Source organism: Bradyrhizobium sp. CCBAU 11430 (assembly GCF_028128855.1).
Lineage (GTDB): Bacteria > Pseudomonadota > Alphaproteobacteria > Rhizobiales > Xanthobacteraceae > Bradyrhizobium > Bradyrhizobium ottawaense.
Genome location: NZ_LBJV01000072.1, coordinates 347,597 through 362,857 on the forward strand (window position 1 = coordinate 347,597; position 15,261 = coordinate 362,857).

Here is a 15,261-nt window from a genome sequence, read left to right on the forward strand (position 1 = left end):
AATCTCCATGGCGATCCTGCGCAGGCGCCATGAAGTTTTGATGATTTCGGCCGCACAATGTTCCTGCACGCCTTAAGCCGACGTCAATCTATGGACCGCGTCAATCTATGGACCGCGCCGGCCCGTTGAAAGAGGGGGCAATCCCGGCGTCGTTCACGGGGTGTCCGATGCGCCGGAAGGTCGCGGGCCCCGGACGCGGACTCAAGGCGCGGTCAAATAGCCGCGACCATAGGCTCCGGCCTGGTCTTCGAAGATCGCCATGGCCGTGGTCATCCGCCTGAAGCCCAGGCGTTCGTAAAATCCTTCCTTGCCCGGGACGGCGTAGAGGATGACCTTGCGATGGCCGCGGCAACGCACAAGCAAACGCTCGATAATGTCGCGGCCGAGACCTCGCCCCTGGCGGTCCGGGTGCACCGCGATGTCACAGAGATAGGCGCAGTCGCGGCCGTCGGCCAGGACGCGTCCCGCCCCCACGATGCGACCATCCTCATTGGCGAAGGCGCGAAACATGCTGTTGCCGAACACCAGCGCGAGATCGGCCGGCGCCTTGTTGCCGAGCGGCGCGATGCGATAGAGTTCGGATAGCTCATCCCAGTCGATCCCGGCGAGATCGTCGGCCCAGACAATCGACATCGCGAAGACCCTCCCCGGCTCAGTCCCGCGCGGCGGTGACGGCAGCGACGATTTCGTCGCCGTCAGGAAAATGTCCTTTGCTGCGGCTGGCGACGATCCGGTCACCGAGCTTGACCTGGAAGACGCCACCCTTGCCGAGGACGAGATCGGATTCCAGCCCTAGCTGCCGGCGCAGCGCCACGGCCGCCTCTTTGGCACGCTTCTCGTAGCCGCACGGCCGGCAATAGATGATGGTTACGTCGGACATCTCGTCCTCCTTCAGGCCGCAAGCTGGGGACGCACCGCTTCAATGCCGGCGATCCAGCCGGCAACGGAACGACCGATCGCGTCGGGGTGGTCTTCCTGGAGATAGTGCAGGCCGGGCCCGAGGGGGACAAGCGCGCAGTGCTTCAGCGAGGCAGCGAACGTCTCGGCAAATTCGGGGGCGACGATGGCGCCCGGCTCGCCTGCGAACAGCAGCTTCGGATATGCGGACGCCTTGAGCGACGCATGAGCCGATCGAAGCGCTTCATAGACGTCGGCGGGCTCGCCGGCGATCGGCAATTCCCGAGGCAAGGCAAGCACGGGACGGCGGCTGTCCGGGGTCGGAAAGGGCGCGCGATAAGGCGCCATCTCGTCGTCGCTCAAGGTGCGCATGATACCGCCCGGCAGCACGCGTTCGACGAAGGCGTTCGCCTCCAGGATCATGGCCTCTCCGTCGCCTTGCGTCCTGAACTTGCGGAAAGTCTGGCGCGCAGTTTCGGCCTGATGGAAATCCTGCCAGGTCGGCATCGGCCGGATGAACTCCATGAAGGCGAGGCCGCGCACGAAGGCCGGCCGGCGCGCCGCGAGATGAAATGCGAGCGCCGTGCCCCAATCCTGCGCAACGAGATAGGCTGAGCTGATGCCGAGTTCCTCGATCAACGCGTCGAGATAGCGGACGTGGTCGAAGAAGAGGTAGGCGATGTCGGGCTTGCCGGACCTGCCGAAACCGATGAGATCGGGCGCGATGCAACGCGCCACAGGCGCCACCAGCGGCAGGATGTTTCGCCAGATATGCGACGACGTTGGATTACCGTGAAGGAAGAGCGCGACCGGCGCATCCTGCGCACCTGTGTCGCGATACGCCATCGTGCTTCCCAGCACGGAGGCGCTGCGGATCTGGATCTCGGCTTGCTGGCTCATGTCGGCTCCTTGAAGACGGTCTTGAATGCGATGGACTTGAAACGCTCGAGCGGCTTGGACGTGCGGTCGACCTTCATGCGCAGGATCGCGCCCTGCCAGGACGCGAGCAGGAAATCGGCAAGCTCCTCGGGCTCGAATTCGGGATCGATCTCGCCGCTTCTCTGCGCCTCGCTGATGCAGGCAGCGAAGGGCATGCGCCATTCGGCAAAGATTTCGGCAAGGCGGGTGCGCAGCATCTCGCTGCTGCCGCCCGCTTCCAGGCTGAGATCGCCGATCAGGCAGCCGCGTCCGTAGCCGTCGGCTTCGAGCCGTCCGGTGATGATGTCGAGATAGCGTTTGAGCCGCGCCCGCGGGGTCAGCGATGCGTCTTCAAGAGCCTCCGCGACCAATCCCTTCGTGATCTCGAAATAGCGATCGAGCACCTCGGAGGCGAACGCTTCCTTGGAGCGAAAATGATTGGTGAAGGACCCCTGCGGGGCGCCTGCCGCAGTGGTGACATCGCGCACGCTGGTGCCGTGATAGCCGGTCCGGAACATGACCTTGAGACCGGCGTCGAGGATGGCGTCTTTGAGTGAGGGTTTGGGCATGGAGCAATAATACGTACGTACGTATTATTGTCAAGCGCAGCGTTTGACGTCTCTCTCGACGACGTGTCCGAACAGAAAGGGGCCTGGCGGCGGAGCTTCAGCCGGTCCGCATGCTGCGCGAGACTACGCGGTCGCGCAGCCAGGCGCCGATGGTGCAGCCGACCAGGTAGCAGGCGAACATGATCAGGCCGAGGTCGAGCCAGTAGCCGAAGCGGCCGGGGACGACGCGTGCGAACGAGGCCGCGACCAGGGCGGCAGCAAGCGCGGCGAGCCAGCGCGCCGTCACCTTCGAGGTGCCGTTGCCGCGCTGGACCACCGAGATCCAGCCCATGCAAAAGCCCAGCAGCAGCGAGCCGATCAGCCAGCCCAGATGGAACGAGACGAGATAGGGCATCGTCACCTCACCAGGAATTCGATACGGCGGTTCTGCGCCTTGCCTTCGTCGGTGTCGTTGCCGGCGAGCGGCTGCGTGCTGCCATGGCCGACCGCGGTGAAGCGGCTGGCGGGCAGGCCGGCCTTGACCAGATAGTCGATCACCGCCTGTGCGCGCTTCTCGGAGAGAGCCCGGTTGAAGCCGTCCTCGCCGTCGGCATCGGTATGCCCGGCCACCTCGACATTGGTGGTCGGGCAGCGCAGCGCCGTCTCGATCAGATGATCGAGGATGGCGGCGGAATCCGGATCGATGTCGGCCCGCTTGGCTGCGAAGCGGATCTTGCCCTTGGCCAGGAGCTCGGAGAACAATTGCTGGCACACGGTGCCGTCGACCGGGCCTGCCGCCGGTTTCACGGTGATCTCCGGCTTGTACTGCCAGTTTTTCGGGAAGTCCTTGCCGAGGCCTGCGCGGATGTCGTTGGCCGCGCCCTCGTAGAGCGCATCGCCCGACAGCTTCACCTCGCGGTCGGAGACGACGAGCGTGCCGGTCGACAGTCGCGACAGTGCGCCGAGGGCTGCGATCACCGCGGTGTTGAAGGAGCCGGGCGCACCGATGCTGGCCTTGAGATTGTCGACGACCTTTTCGGTGAAGAATTTTCGCGCGGCGCTGGTGGCGATCGCCGCGTGGATGGTGTTGTCGGGAACATAGCCGGTCAGCGTCACGGTCGCGGCGACCGGATCCTTGTAGGCCTGGAAGATATAGGGCGGCGCCTTGACGTCGTTGGCGGCAATCGAAAAGCCCTCGGGCAGGTTCTTCAGCGCGGCCACGATCGCCTCGCGGCCACCGAGATCGCGCGCCATGCCCGACAGATTGACCTTGGTGTCCGTGATCGTGATCTTGCCGTCCTTCAGCTTGCCGATCTGGTCCAGCAACAGCGTCGCTGCGGCCTCGAACCGCGGCGGCGCACCGCGCGCCAGCCCCATCTGGTCGGCCACTTCGACGCCGCCGACCTCCTTGCGGGCCGCCTCGGTCAGCCGGCCCTTCATCGACGGCAAGGGCGCGGAGCCTGACAGCGTCACCCGCACCACGTCGCGCTCGGCGTTCCAGACGAAGGGCTTGGCCTCGGGAACAAGGCGGGTCCGGTCGTCGACCAGGCGGACGCCGGGGACGGTCTCGACCGCCATCACGGCATCCCGCCGCCCCTCCTCGGAGAAGGCGTCCGCGGCCAGGCTGACATCGCGGCCATCGACCGCGATCCGGGTCTTGTCCAGAACGGTATCTTTCAGCGCAGCCGAGCTGCGCGCCGACAGGTCGGCTTCGACCGGTAAGGTATTATTCCAGGCCGCAAATCCCCACATGACGGCCAAGGGGATCAGCCCCGGCCACCATTTGCTGGCCCACGTAAAAAGCTTCTTCATTCGACGACCCGAACTCTGGAACCGGAGACAAAACAAACCCTTGGCAGGCTGTCAAACCGGAAATGGTGCCCTTGCGAAGGCCCCACCCGGACAATCGGAATAACTTTTTCTTCAAGGGTTCTTCCGTAAGTTGAAAGCGGAATGCCAGAGTCCGCCAGCGGGTCATGAAACAACTGCGTAACAACGTCATCCGCGCCGGGCTGGGAGCACTCTATTTCAGCGGGGCGCACCACCTGCTGCGCCCGCTTTTGTCGGGCGTCGGCGCCATTTTCATGCTGCACCACGTGCGCCCGGCCCGCGAGGCCGCGTTCCAGCCGAACCGGCATCTCGAAGTCACCCCCGAATTCCTGCGCGCGACGCTGTGCCATCTGCGCTCGCGCGACATCGACATCGTCAGCATGGACGAGCTGCATGAGCGGCTGGTGCAGGGCCGGTTCGACCGCCGCTTCGCCGCCTTCACCCTCGATGACGGCTATCGCGATAATCTGGACTATGCGCTGCCCGTGCTGCGCGAATTTGACGCGCCTCTGGCGGTCTATGTCGCGAGCGATTTTGCCGAGGGCACTGGACGGCTGTGGTGGGCGGCGCTGGAGGCCGTGATCGCCAAGACCGAGCAAGTCGACGTCCGAGTAGGCCATTCCGCGCTGCGGCTCGATGCGACGACCCCCGCGGCCAAGCAGGCAACGTTCGACCGCCTGCACGACTGGCTGCGCGCGCTACCGGGCGAGCACGATCTGGCGCGAGAGATCGAGGCGCTCTGCACGACATACGACGTCGACATGGAAGCGCTGTGCCGCAGCCTCTGCCTGTCCTGGGCCGAGGTGAAGAGCTTTGCCGCCGATCCGCTGGTCACGATCGGCGCGCATAGCGTCAGCCATTGCAACCTCGCCAAGCTGGCCGAAGACGTCGCCGCGCAGGAGATCGCCACGAGCCGCGCACGGATCGAGCAGGCGCTGCAGCGGCCCGTGCTGCATCTCGCCTATCCCTATGGCGACCGCGAGGCCGCGGGGATGCGCGAATTCGGCCTTGCTGCAACGGCGGGCTTCAAGACCGCGGTAACGACGCGGCCCGGCATGCTGTTCGCCGACAATGCCGCCCACATGACGGCGCTGCCGCGCGTCTCGCTCAACGGCAACTACCAGGACGCGCGAATCCTGCCGGTGCTGACCTCTGGCGCCGCGACCGCGATGTGGAACGGTTTCCGCCGGATCGCGGCGGCGTAGCCGCTGCAATCTCCGCTGTCGTCCCGGACAAGCGCGCCCAAAGCGCGCGCCGATCCGGGACCCATACCGCGTGATCCATCGATTGCGGTTGGTAGACGTACCGAACAACCAATCTTCGCCAAACATCTCCCTGTGGTTATGGATCCCGGATCTGCGCTTACGCTTGTCCGGGACGACACCGAGTAGGTTGGACCGCCGTCGCGCCACACTCCCATCTCCTTCACGCGGCCTTCCTTGACTCCCCTTCCCTCCCCGCCCAAAACATTGCCAACCCCAGGGAGGCACCATGTTCAACGATCTGTTCTCGCTCAAAGGCCGCGTCGCGCTGGTGACCGGTGGCTCGCGCGGCATCGGCAAGATGATCGCGGCGGGATATCTCAGCGCCGGCGCTGCGAAGGTCTACATCACCGCGCGCAAGGCGGGGCCGTGTGAGGCCACCGCCAAGGAGCTCGCCGCGCAATATGACGGCGAGTGCATCGCGCTACCGATCGACATCTCGACTGTCGAAGGCTGCGACAGGCTCGCCGGCGAAATCATCAAGATCGAGCCGAAGCTCGACATCCTCGTCAACAATGCGGGTGCTGCCTGGGGCGCGGAGTTTGACGAATTCCCCGAAAGCGGCTGGGACAAGGTGATGGACCTCAACGTCAAGTCGCTGTTCTTCCTGACCAAGGCGCTGGCCAAGCCACTGCGCGCGGCTGCAAGTCCGGAACGTCCGGCCAAGGTGATCAACATCGCCTCTGTCGACGGCATCTTCGTCAATCCGAGCGAGACCTATTCCTACGCCGCCAGCAAGGCCGCCGTGATCCACCTGACCCGGCGCATGGCGACGAAATTGATCAAGGACAACATCAACGTCACCGCGATCGCGCCGGGCGCGTTCAAATCCGACATGAACCGGGCCGCGCGCGACCATTCGGAAGAAGTCGCAAAGCGCATTCCGGCGCGTCGGATCGGGACCGACGAGGACATGGCGGGGCTGGCGATCTATCTCGCCTCGCGCGCGGGTGACTACGTGGTCGGTAACACCATCGCCGTCGATGGCGGCGTGGTGTATGCGAATGCCGGGCTGGAGATCGCGGGGTAGCAGAACCGGGGGGACTAAGCGAGCGATTGCGCTAGCTGATAGATGCGACGCCCTCACCCCATATTTAGTGTCGTCCCGGACAAGCGAGCAAAGCGAGAGCAGATCCGGGATCCATAACCACAGGGAGGAGTTTGGCGAAGACTCGTGGTTGCCTGCTCGCGCTACGACCTCTCCCTGTGGTTATGGGTCCCTGACCTGCACAAACGCCCGGCAACGCTATGCGTTGCCGGGCGTGTGCTTGTCCGGGATGACAGTTGAGGATGAGGCCGCGCCTACGACTCGATCTTCACGTATTCGAAATCGCCGGGCTTGTTGTCGATGCCGACCTTCGGCGGCGAAATCCACGAGGCGAACTTGCCGCTCTCGGTGACGGGCTGCATCAGGGAGGTGATGAAGTCGCCGTCGGCGGTCGAGGGCAGCCACTCGTCCTTGCGCTTCGCCCAGGTGGCGTCGTCGATCAACAAACCGTCGGGCGTCGCGTGCACGTCCTTGAACTCGCCGATGTGGCGGTGGAAGGCGACGTTGGGCAAGGTCAGCTTGAAGTCGTAGCCCGCAGTCGAGATCACCTTGTTCCAGCGCAGCATGCCCTTGACGCAATCCTGGCTGTAATCGTCGCGCAGGCGCATGTTGAGCGCGGTCAGCGCCGGCTCGTCGACCAGCTTGATCTCGCCGTTGATGAACTTCAGCACCGGATAGGTGGCGTTCTTGAGCTGGTGATCGTCCTCGATCTGGGTCTCGTGATAGCGGCCCTTGATGCCGGCGTTGAAGGCGTTCGCCGCGTTGGTCGAGACCTCCGAGCCAAACAGATCGAGCGACAGCGTGTAGTGCAGGTTCAGCTTCTTCTGGATGGTCGGCAGGTCGATCACCCCGAGCGCGCGGACTTTCGCGATGTCGGTGGGATCGGTGATGCCGGCCTCGCGCATCGCATCGCAGGTGCGCTGCACGACGCGGGTGATGCCGGTCTCGCCGACGAACATGTGGTGCGCTTCTTCCGTGAGCATGAAGCGGCAGGTGCGCGACAGCGGATCGAAGCCGGACTGCGCGAGGCTGTGCAGCTGCATCTTGCCGTCGCGGTCGGTGAAATAGGTGAACATGAAGAAGGACAGCCAGTCCGGCGTCGCCTCGTTGAAGGCGCCCAGCATGCGCGGGGCATCAGCATCGCCGGAGCGGCGGCGCAACAGATCATCTGCTTCCTCACGGCCGTCGCGGCCGAAATATTTCTGCAGCAGATAGACCATCGCCCAGAGGTGGCGGCCCTCCTCGACATTGACCTGGAACAGGTTGCGCATGTCGTAGAGCGAGGGCGCGGTCTTGCCGAGATGACGCTGCTGCTCGACCGAGGCGGGCTCGGTGTCGCCCTGGATCACGATCAGACGGCGCAGCATGGCGCGATGCTCGCCCGGGACTTCCTGCCAGGCCGGCTCGCCGTAGTGCTCGCCGAACGGCACGACGCGATTTTCCTCCTGCGGCGCGAGGAGAATGCCCCAGCGATAGTCGGGCATGCGGACATAGTCGAACTTGGCCCAGCCGCGCGGATCGACCGAATAGGCGGTGCGCAAATAGACCAGCGATTCCTGGAAGCCTTCCGGCCCCATGTCGCTCCACCAATCCATGTAGCCGGGATGCCAGCCCTCGAGCGCTTTGAGCACCTGGCGATCTTCGGCGAGGTTGACGTTGTTCGGAATCTTGGTCGAGTAGTCGACGTTCATGATGTTCATGTTCATGGCCGTGCTCCTTGTTTCTTGTCCGGACGCTGCGCAACGCGAAGCGGTGCGCTGCTGAGCCGGGACCCATTGTCTCGTCCGTCTGGGTCCCGGTTCTGCGCAGCGTCACTTCGTGCCGCAGCGCGCCCGGGACACGAAAGTCGTTACACCCGCGTCATATCGAATTTCGGCTTCTGCCCGCTGCCGTAGCGGCGCAGCGCGCCTTCCTCGCCGACGGCGTTCGGGCGCTGGAAGATCCAGTTCTGCCACGCGGTCAGGCGCGAGAAGATTTTCGATTCCATCGTCTCCGGGCCGACGAAGCGCAGGCTGGCTTCCATGCCGGTGAGGCTGTCCGGCGAGAAGCTGGCGCGCTCCTCCAGGAACACGCGGACCTCGTCGTCCCAGTCGATGTCGTCGAGCGCGAAGGTGACGAGGCCGAGCTCCTCGGCCTGCTCGGCATCGAGCGCGGTGCCCATCGTGGCTTCGGCGCGCTCCACATCCGACGGATCGGCCTGGAAGCGCGACTCCAGCCGCGTCAGGCCGTGGCTCATCGGATACGGACCGAAATTCATGGCGGAGAGTTCGATCGACGGCGGCGGACGGTTGTCGCCCTGGCGCGTGCCGATCAGCATGTAGGAGCGGTCGGCGGCGAAGACGAGTTCGGCCAAGGTGCCGGCAAAGCAGGAGCCGGGCTCGACCAGCGTCACCAGCGTGCGCGAGGTGACGTCGATGCGCTTGAGCACGCGCTTCCAGTAATGGCGGATTTCGTTGACCAGCCAGTGCGCCTTGTTGGCTTCGAGGAAGGCGTCGTGCGCGAGCACATGAGCGCGATCGCCATGGCTCTTGAACACCAGCATGGCGATCTCGAGCTCGTTGATGCGCAAGTGCAGGATGGCGTCGTCGAGCTCACGCGCGACCTGGAGCGGCCAGAACGACGCGCCTAGCGCCATCATGCCGTCGATATCGGCGGGTGCTGCGGCCTCCGGCGCCTTGATGGAGATGGTGGCGATGCGGGCCGTGCGGTCGATATCGACGGTGACGAAGCCGTAGCGGATGCTGGTCGCGTCGATGACGCGCTTGAGCTGTGTCAGCGCGATGCCCTTGCCGCTGCCCTTGCGCTTCGAGGCCGCAGCGAACTCCTTGGCACGCTCGGCGATCTTGCCTTCGAGCTTCGAGTTCGGCGCGATCTCGTCGACGAGGCGCCATTGCACGGCGCGCTTGCCCTTCACGCCCTCCTCGATGGTGCAGAAAAAGTCAGCATGGTCGCGGCGCACCTTGCGCTTGTCGACCACGCGGGTGAGGCCGCCGGTGCCCGGCAGCACCGCGAGCAGCGGCACTTCGGGCAGCGCCACCGAGGAAGCGCCATCGTCGGCGAGGATGATGTGGTCGGTCGCAAGCGCCAGCTCATAACCGCCGCCGGCGGCCGAGCCGTTCACCACGGTGATGAAGCGCTGGCCGGAATTCTCGGACGAATCCTCCATGCCGTTGCGGGTCTCGTTGGTGAACTTGCAGAAGTTCACCTTGTGGGCATGGGTGGAGCCCGCGAGCATGCGGATGTTGGCGCCGGCGCAGAACACGCGGTTCTTGGCCGAGCGCATCACCACGACTTTCACGTCCGGATGCTCGAAGCGCAGCCGCTGGACCGCATCCGCCAGCTCGATGTCGACGCCGAGATCGTAGGAGTTGAGCTTGAGCAGATAGCCCTCGAACAGGCCGCCATTCTCGTCGACGTCCATGGTCAGCGTCGCGACGTCACCCTCGACCGCGAGCTTCCAGTGCCGGTAGCGGGACGGTTCGGTCTGGAAATCGATGAATGTCGCGCCGCCTGCGAGGCGCCGATCTTCCCCGGCCATGGGCCACCCTTGAGCTCGTTTTGGTTTACCGTTAGATGCACAATAGTGCATCTTTTTGGATGCGTCTAGCCCTTAACCGCCAGCGCATGCACTTTGTTTCATGCAGCCGGCCAGGACCGCACAATCGCGCCAAGCGCGATCCAGTCGGCCTTCGCGAGCTGCGGGCGGCCGATCTTGGCCTGGAGCAGCGCCACCAGGGCCGCGACCGGAAAGCTCTCGACGAAACCGTCGCCGCCGCTTGCGACCTTGCGCGCGCTCAACGCGCGCAGCTCGGTCAGCGCGTCGCCGAACAGGCGCGCGGCCGAATGCGCCTTCTGCATGCGCAGGCGCAGATTGGCATTGGCGATGTGGATGCAGGCGCGCAGCAGGATGCGTTCGCGGCCGCTTTGCGGAGCTGCGGCCCACACCGTCTCCAGCACCTCCTGCGCTTCCCAGAAATAACCGCGGTCGTTGAGCGCGAGCCCGTAGCGCAGCGCCGGATGGCGGGCCGGCACGTGGCCGCGAAAGGCCGAGGGCACCAGCGCCTTGGCCAAGCGAAGCGTTTCGTCATCGGCCTCGACGGCGCCGGTCTCGCCCGGCACATAGGCCCATTGCGGCCAGGGCAATTGGCCGGTCACATGTGAAGGCACATTCATGGGTGTGCCTCCGCATAATCATGCCGCGCGTACCCCGAGTCCCTGATCGTCGCGCAGGGCCGCTTTTGCAAATTGCTCAATCGCGTCAAGCGTCGCCCCCGGCGCTTCACGATGCGGGGAATGGCCCGCGTCTGAAATGACTTTAAAATCTATCGGACAGTAACACTCTTCCTGCGCAATTTCGACCTGACGCAATGTCCCATATTGGTCGCCAGCACCTTGCAGGACCATGATGGGTACGCGGATATAGGCCAGGTATTCCGAGATGTCCCAGTCGCGGAATTTCGGATCGAGCCAGGCGCCGTTCCAGCCGTAGAAGGCGTTGTCGACGTCCTTGTGCCAGCGCGCCAGCTTGGCCTTCAGGTCCGTGGTCTCGAAGCTGGTCTTGATCGCGGCAATCGATTCCACCGAGATGTCCTCGACGATGAAATGCGGCGCGATCAGCACGAGGCCGCTCAGGCGGTGGTCCTGATGCGCGCCGGCATAGATCGTTGCGATCGAGGCGCCGTCGGAATGGCCGAGCAGCAGGCCGCGCTTGAAGCCGATCGCATCGAGCAGCTTCGGCAGCACGTCCAGCGCCTCGCGCTGCATGTAGTCCAGCGGCCGCGGCAATTTCACCGGGCTCGACTGGCCGTAGCCGGCGCGCGAATAGGCGAAGATGCCGGCACCGGTGGCTTGCTGCAGCTTCTCGGGAAAATCGCCCCAGAGCCCGACCGAGCCGAGCCCTTCGTGCAGCATGACGATGGTCGGCGCGTCCGCGGCCTCAGGCGCGAGCCATTTGTATTCGAGGCTGGCGCCGTCGACGCTGAGGAAGCCGGTGGGGGTGAGGTTGGTCATCTCTGCGCTCTTCTCTCTCCGTCGTCATGCCCGGGCTTGACCCGGGCATCCACGTCTTTCCTCGTACGCGGCGACGCGTGGATGGCCGGGACAAGCCCGGCCATGACGGCTGTGGCTAATTCGCCCCATCCCGCAACTTGAACCGCTGGATCTTGCCCGTCGCCGTCTTCGGCAAGGATTCCACCACGTCGATCCAGCGCGGATACTTCCACGGGCCGATCTTCTGCTTGACGTGCTCCTTCAGCATTTCCTGAAGATCGCTCGTCGTCGCGCCAGGCCGCAGCACGACGAAGGCTTTTGGCTTCAACAGCCCTTCCGGATCGGCCTCGGGCACGACGGCGGCCTCCAGCACGGCGGGATGCGTGATCAGCGCGCTCTCGACCTCGAACGGCGAGACCCAGATGCCGGAGACCTTGAACATGTCGTCGGCGCGGCCGCAGAAGGTGTAGCGGCCGTCCGCGTCGCGGACATATTTGTCGCCGGTGCGGGTCCACGGTCCCTCAAAAGTGCGGCGGCTCTTGTGGCGCTGGTTCCAGTAGCCCTCGCCGGCCGAGGGCGCATCGACCAGGAGCTCGCCGACCTCGCCGTCGGCAACATCTTGCCCGGCCTCATTGACGAGCCGCACCGCATAGCCCGGCACCGGCTTGCCGGAGGAGCCGTATTTGATATCGCCGGGCGCGTTCGACAGGAAGATGTGCAAGAGCTCGGTCGAGCCGACGCCGTCGAGGATGTCGACGCCGAAGCGCGCCTTCCAGCTGGTGCCAACGGATTCCGGCAGCGCCTCGCCGGCCGAGGTGCAGATGCGCAAGGCGCCGCCACCACGTTCACTCTTCATGGTCTCGTCGTTGAGCATCGCCGCGAACAAGGTTGGCACGCCGTAGAAGATCGACGGCTTGTAGCGGTTCATCAGGTCGAACATGCGCGCCGGCGTCGGCCGTTCGCTGTTGAGGATCACGCTGGCGCCGACCGACATCGGGAAGGTCAGCGCATTGCCGAGCCCGTAGGCGAAGAACAGCTTGGCAGCGGAGAGGCACACATCGCTCTCGCGGATGCCCAGCACCTGCTTTGCGTAGGTGTCGGCGGTCGCCTGCAAATTGGAATGGATATGGCGCACGCCCTTGGGCATGCCGGTCGAGCCGGACGAATAGAGCCAGAACGCCGGCTCATCCGGATGCGTCGCGGCGGTGGTGAACTGATCACTCTCGCCCGCGAGCTCCTCGGCGAGTTGCTTGTGGCCGTTCTGCTTGGCGCCGGACACAACGACATGCTCGAGATCGGGCATGCGGCCGACGACGTCCTTGATGACAGGGTAGAGCGCCTCGGAGACGAACAGCACGCGCGCACGGCAGTCGGCGAGGATGTAGGCGTACTGGTCCGCGGTCAGCAGCGTGTTGAGCGGCACCGGCACGATGCCGGCGCGGATCGCGCCCAGGAACACCACCGGGAAATCGACGGTGTCCAGCATGATCATCGCGACGCGCTCCTCGCGGCGGACGCCAAGCCGGCGCAGCATGTTGGCGGCGCGTCGGCTCTCGCGCTGAAGCTCGCCATAGGTGAACCGCGAGACGGTGTCGTCGAAGGCCAGCTTGTTGCCCCGGCCCTCCTCGACGTTGCGGTCGAGCAGCCAGGTCACCGCGTTATAGGATCCCTCGCTCACGGACTTCTCCCCCGAATTTAGAATTATAATTCATAGAAAGACACCGCGGCGGCTTGCTGTCAATGCTAGCAGGCATTATGTTTCATTAAAATGCGCCGCAGGACACCCTTCAAAGAGACATCCCTTAAAGAAGGCTCATGACCGACAGTCCCGACGCAGAATCCCGATTTCTCGAACAGCTCGGCCAGCGCGTGCGCACCATGCGCGCGCTGCGCGGCATGTCGCGCAAGGTGCTCGCCAAGGTATCAGGAATCTCGGAGCGCTACATCGCGCAGCTCGAAAGCGGCAAGGGCAATGTCTCCATCGTGCTCTTGCGCCGTGTCTCCGACGCGATGGGCGCGCATCTCGAAGATCTGCTTCCCTCCGCCGATCCGACACCGGACTGGCAGATGTTTCGCGACCTGCTGCGCAAGGCCACGCCTGCCCAGATCGCGCAGGCAAAAGATCTGCTCGCCGGCGGCAGCGCCTCGGCGCCGCGGCGCGCGCCGTTCTGCGGCATCGCGCTGATCGGCCTGCGCGGCGCCGGCAAGTCGACGCTCGGTCGGATGCTGGCGAAGAAGGTCGGCTGGAGTTTTGTCGAGCTCAACAAGGAGGTCGAGCAGCAGAACGGGCTCTCGGTCGCCGAGATCATCGCGCTGTACGGCCAGGAAGGCTTTCGCCGCATGGAGCAGGCGGCACTACAGCAGCTGCTCGCGCGCAACGAGCTGATGGTGCTGGCGACCGGCGGCGGCATCGTCTCCGAGCCTTTGACCTTCGACCAGATCCTGACCTCGTTCTACACGATCTGGCTGAAGGCCGAGCCCGAGGAGCACATGGCCCGCGTCCGTCGCCAGGGCGACCTACGCCCGATGGCCGACGACCGCTCCGCGATGGCGGAGCTGCGCAACATCCTGCTCAGCCGCGAGCCGCTGTATTCGCGCGCGACGGCGGTGGTGGACACGGCAGGTCTCAGCGTGGACGCGGCCGCCGCACGGCTGATCGATGCGGTGCGCCCGGTGCTGCAGAACGAAGCCCGCAGCTTCGGGCTGCGCAGCGTGGCGCTGTAGGTAATTGACCAGCCTCGGCCGTCGTCCCGGACGAGCGAAGCGAAGATCCGGGACCCATACCGCGCGATCTATCAGTTGCGATCGGTAGAAGTACCGAACAGCGAGCCTTCGCCAAACTCCTCCCTGTGGTTATGGGTCCCGGATCTGCGCGCGCTTGAGGCGCGCTTGTCCGGGACGACAGCGGGGATTTTGCACGACCTCCGGCAACACTATATCAAAGCGTCACAGCGAGTTTTTTGGACAGATCATGCACTCCACCGACGTCACCACCATGTTCGAGCGGATCGGCGGCAGTGCCACGATCGACGCCCTTGTCGACCGCTTCTACGACCGCATGGACACGCTGCCGGAGGCGCAGATCATCCGCGCGATGCATGCGGACGACCTCGGCCTGATCAGGGACGTGCTGAAGCGCTATCTCACCGAGTGGACCGGCGGCCCGCGGCTTTACTCCGTCGAGAAGGGCCATCCGCGGCTGCGCCAGCGGCACATCGGCTTTGCCATCGGCGATGCCGAGCGCAATGCATGGATGGTCTGCATGCGCGGCGCGCTGGAAGAGACGGTCGTCGACACGATCGCGCGGCAGGACCTCGACCGCGCATTGTCCGGTCTCGCCGACTGGATGCGCAACCGGCAATGATCCGGTCAGCGTGACGTTCCCGGCGTTTAGCCGGCCCGCGAGACTTCGACGCGGCTAGATCGACCAGTAGTTCGGATGCTGGTAGGGCCGCGAGCGGTCGCCCCAATCGAACTCCTCGCCATCGACTTCGCAAGGACCGCTGCTCAATTGCTCCGGCGTCAGTTCGACCTGGAAGGCCTGACGTCCCGGATCATATTTGAGCGCGCTCCATTGCACGGGGTAATGGTGATGTGTCCCGAGCAGCCTGCCGGTCTTGATCACGGCGTAAGCGACCGTTCCACTGACCTTGTCGAGCATCAATCGTTCGATCGTGCCGAGCTTCGTGCCGTCGCCACCATAGACGGCGACATGCTCGACGCGATCACTGGGAACCATGGTGTGTTGCATGGCGTGCTCCCTCGTCTT

At 64.8% G+C, this 15,261-nt stretch carries 16 protein-coding genes; 4 read left to right on the forward strand and 12 right to left on the reverse strand.

Annotation, left to right across the window (positions count from 1 at the left end; translation table 11 throughout):
• Positions 1–201: 201 nt before the first annotated feature.
• From XI04_RS34645 to XI04_RS34670, 6 genes are all read right to left on the reverse strand, one after another.
• Positions 202–633 carry a GNAT family N-acetyltransferase gene (locus XI04_RS34645; RefSeq protein ID WP_028139779.1) on the reverse strand — a complete coding sequence of 144 codons (432 nt, stop codon included), beginning with the start codon at positions 631–633 and terminating at the stop codon, positions 202–204.
• A 19-nt stretch (positions 634–652) separates the two neighbouring features.
• Positions 653–880, reverse strand: coding sequence for an Rdx family protein (locus XI04_RS34650; protein ID WP_028139778.1), 228 nt, complete (start codon positions 878–880; stop codon positions 653–655).
• Positions 881–891: 11 nt separating this feature from the next.
• The gene (locus tag XI04_RS34655; RefSeq protein ID WP_028139777.1) at positions 892–1,797 is read right to left on the reverse strand and encodes a haloalkane dehalogenase; all 906 of its coding nucleotides are present in this window, start codon (positions 1,795–1,797) and stop codon (positions 892–894) included.
• On the reverse strand, positions 1,794–2,384 hold the full coding sequence (locus XI04_RS34660; protein WP_028139776.1) for a TetR/AcrR family transcriptional regulator: 591 nt from the start codon (positions 2,382–2,384) through the stop codon (positions 1,794–1,796). The genes XI04_RS34655 and XI04_RS34660 overlap by 4 nt, the downstream gene beginning before the upstream one ends.
• A gap of 97 nt (positions 2,385–2,481) precedes the next feature.
• Positions 2,482–2,778, reverse strand: coding sequence for a hypothetical protein (locus tag XI04_RS34665; protein WP_028139775.1), 297 nt, complete (start codon positions 2,776–2,778; stop codon positions 2,482–2,484).
• Between the two features lie 2 nt (positions 2,779–2,780).
• Complete coding sequence (locus XI04_RS34670; RefSeq protein ID WP_028139774.1) at positions 2,781–4,175, reverse strand: OmpA family protein; 1,395 nt, start codon at positions 4,173–4,175, stop codon at positions 2,781–2,783.
• A 164-nt stretch (positions 4,176–4,339) separates the two neighbouring features.
• Here XI04_RS34670 and XI04_RS34675 point away from each other — a divergent pair, with 164 nt between their 5' ends.
• Together XI04_RS34675 and XI04_RS34680 are read left to right on the forward strand one after the other, a co-directional pair.
• Positions 4,340–5,398 carry a polysaccharide deacetylase family protein gene (locus XI04_RS34675; RefSeq protein ID WP_028139773.1) on the forward strand — a complete coding sequence of 353 codons (1,059 nt, stop codon included), beginning with the start codon at positions 4,340–4,342 and terminating at the stop codon, positions 5,396–5,398.
• A gap of 286 nt (positions 5,399–5,684) precedes the next feature.
• Entirely contained in the window at positions 5,685–6,485 is an 801-nt protein-coding gene (locus XI04_RS34680; RefSeq protein ID WP_028139772.1) for an SDR family oxidoreductase, read from the forward strand.
• Positions 6,486–6,757: 272 nt separating this feature from the next.
• Here the strand turns inward: XI04_RS34680 and boxB are convergent, their stop codons facing one another.
• The 5 genes from boxB to XI04_RS34705 form a co-directional block, all read right to left on the reverse strand.
• Entirely contained in the window at positions 6,758–8,209 is a 1,452-nt protein-coding gene (gene boxB, locus XI04_RS34685; RefSeq protein WP_018316898.1) for a benzoyl-CoA 2,3-epoxidase subunit BoxB, read from the reverse strand.
• Between the two features lie 143 nt (positions 8,210–8,352).
• Positions 8,353–10,041, reverse strand: coding sequence for a 2,3-epoxybenzoyl-CoA dihydrolase (gene boxC, locus XI04_RS34690; protein WP_271609655.1), 1,689 nt, complete (start codon positions 10,039–10,041; stop codon positions 8,353–8,355).
• Between the two features lie 98 nt (positions 10,042–10,139).
• A complete protein-coding gene (locus XI04_RS34695; protein ID WP_271609656.1) occupies positions 10,140–10,676 on the reverse strand; it encodes a DUF309 domain-containing protein in 537 nt (178 codons plus the stop codon).
• A gap of 18 nt (positions 10,677–10,694) precedes the next feature.
• On the reverse strand, positions 10,695–11,513 hold the full coding sequence (locus tag XI04_RS34700) for an alpha/beta fold hydrolase (protein ID WP_028139768.1): 819 nt from the start codon (positions 11,511–11,513) through the stop codon (positions 10,695–10,697).
• 115 nt (positions 11,514–11,628) lie between these two features.
• Positions 11,629–13,170, reverse strand: coding sequence for a benzoate-CoA ligase family protein (locus XI04_RS34705; protein WP_271609657.1), 1,542 nt, complete (start codon positions 13,168–13,170; stop codon positions 11,629–11,631).
• 137 nt (positions 13,171–13,307) lie between these two features.
• Here XI04_RS34705 and XI04_RS34710 point away from each other — a divergent pair, with 137 nt between their 5' ends.
• On the forward strand, positions 13,308–14,216 hold the full coding sequence (locus tag XI04_RS34710; protein ID WP_028139766.1) for a helix-turn-helix transcriptional regulator: 909 nt from the start codon (positions 13,308–13,310) through the stop codon (positions 14,214–14,216).
• A gap of 247 nt (positions 14,217–14,463) precedes the next feature.
• Positions 14,464–14,856 carry a group II truncated hemoglobin gene (locus tag XI04_RS34715; protein WP_038970769.1) on the forward strand — a complete coding sequence of 131 codons (393 nt, stop codon included), beginning with the start codon at positions 14,464–14,466 and terminating at the stop codon, positions 14,854–14,856.
• Positions 14,857–14,910: 54 nt separating this feature from the next.
• Here XI04_RS34715 and XI04_RS34720 read toward each other — a convergent pair whose 3' ends face one another.
• Entirely contained in the window at positions 14,911–15,243 is a 333-nt protein-coding gene (locus XI04_RS34720; protein WP_271609658.1) for a PRC-barrel domain-containing protein, read from the reverse strand.
• Between the last annotated feature and the right edge of the window lie 18 nt (positions 15,244–15,261).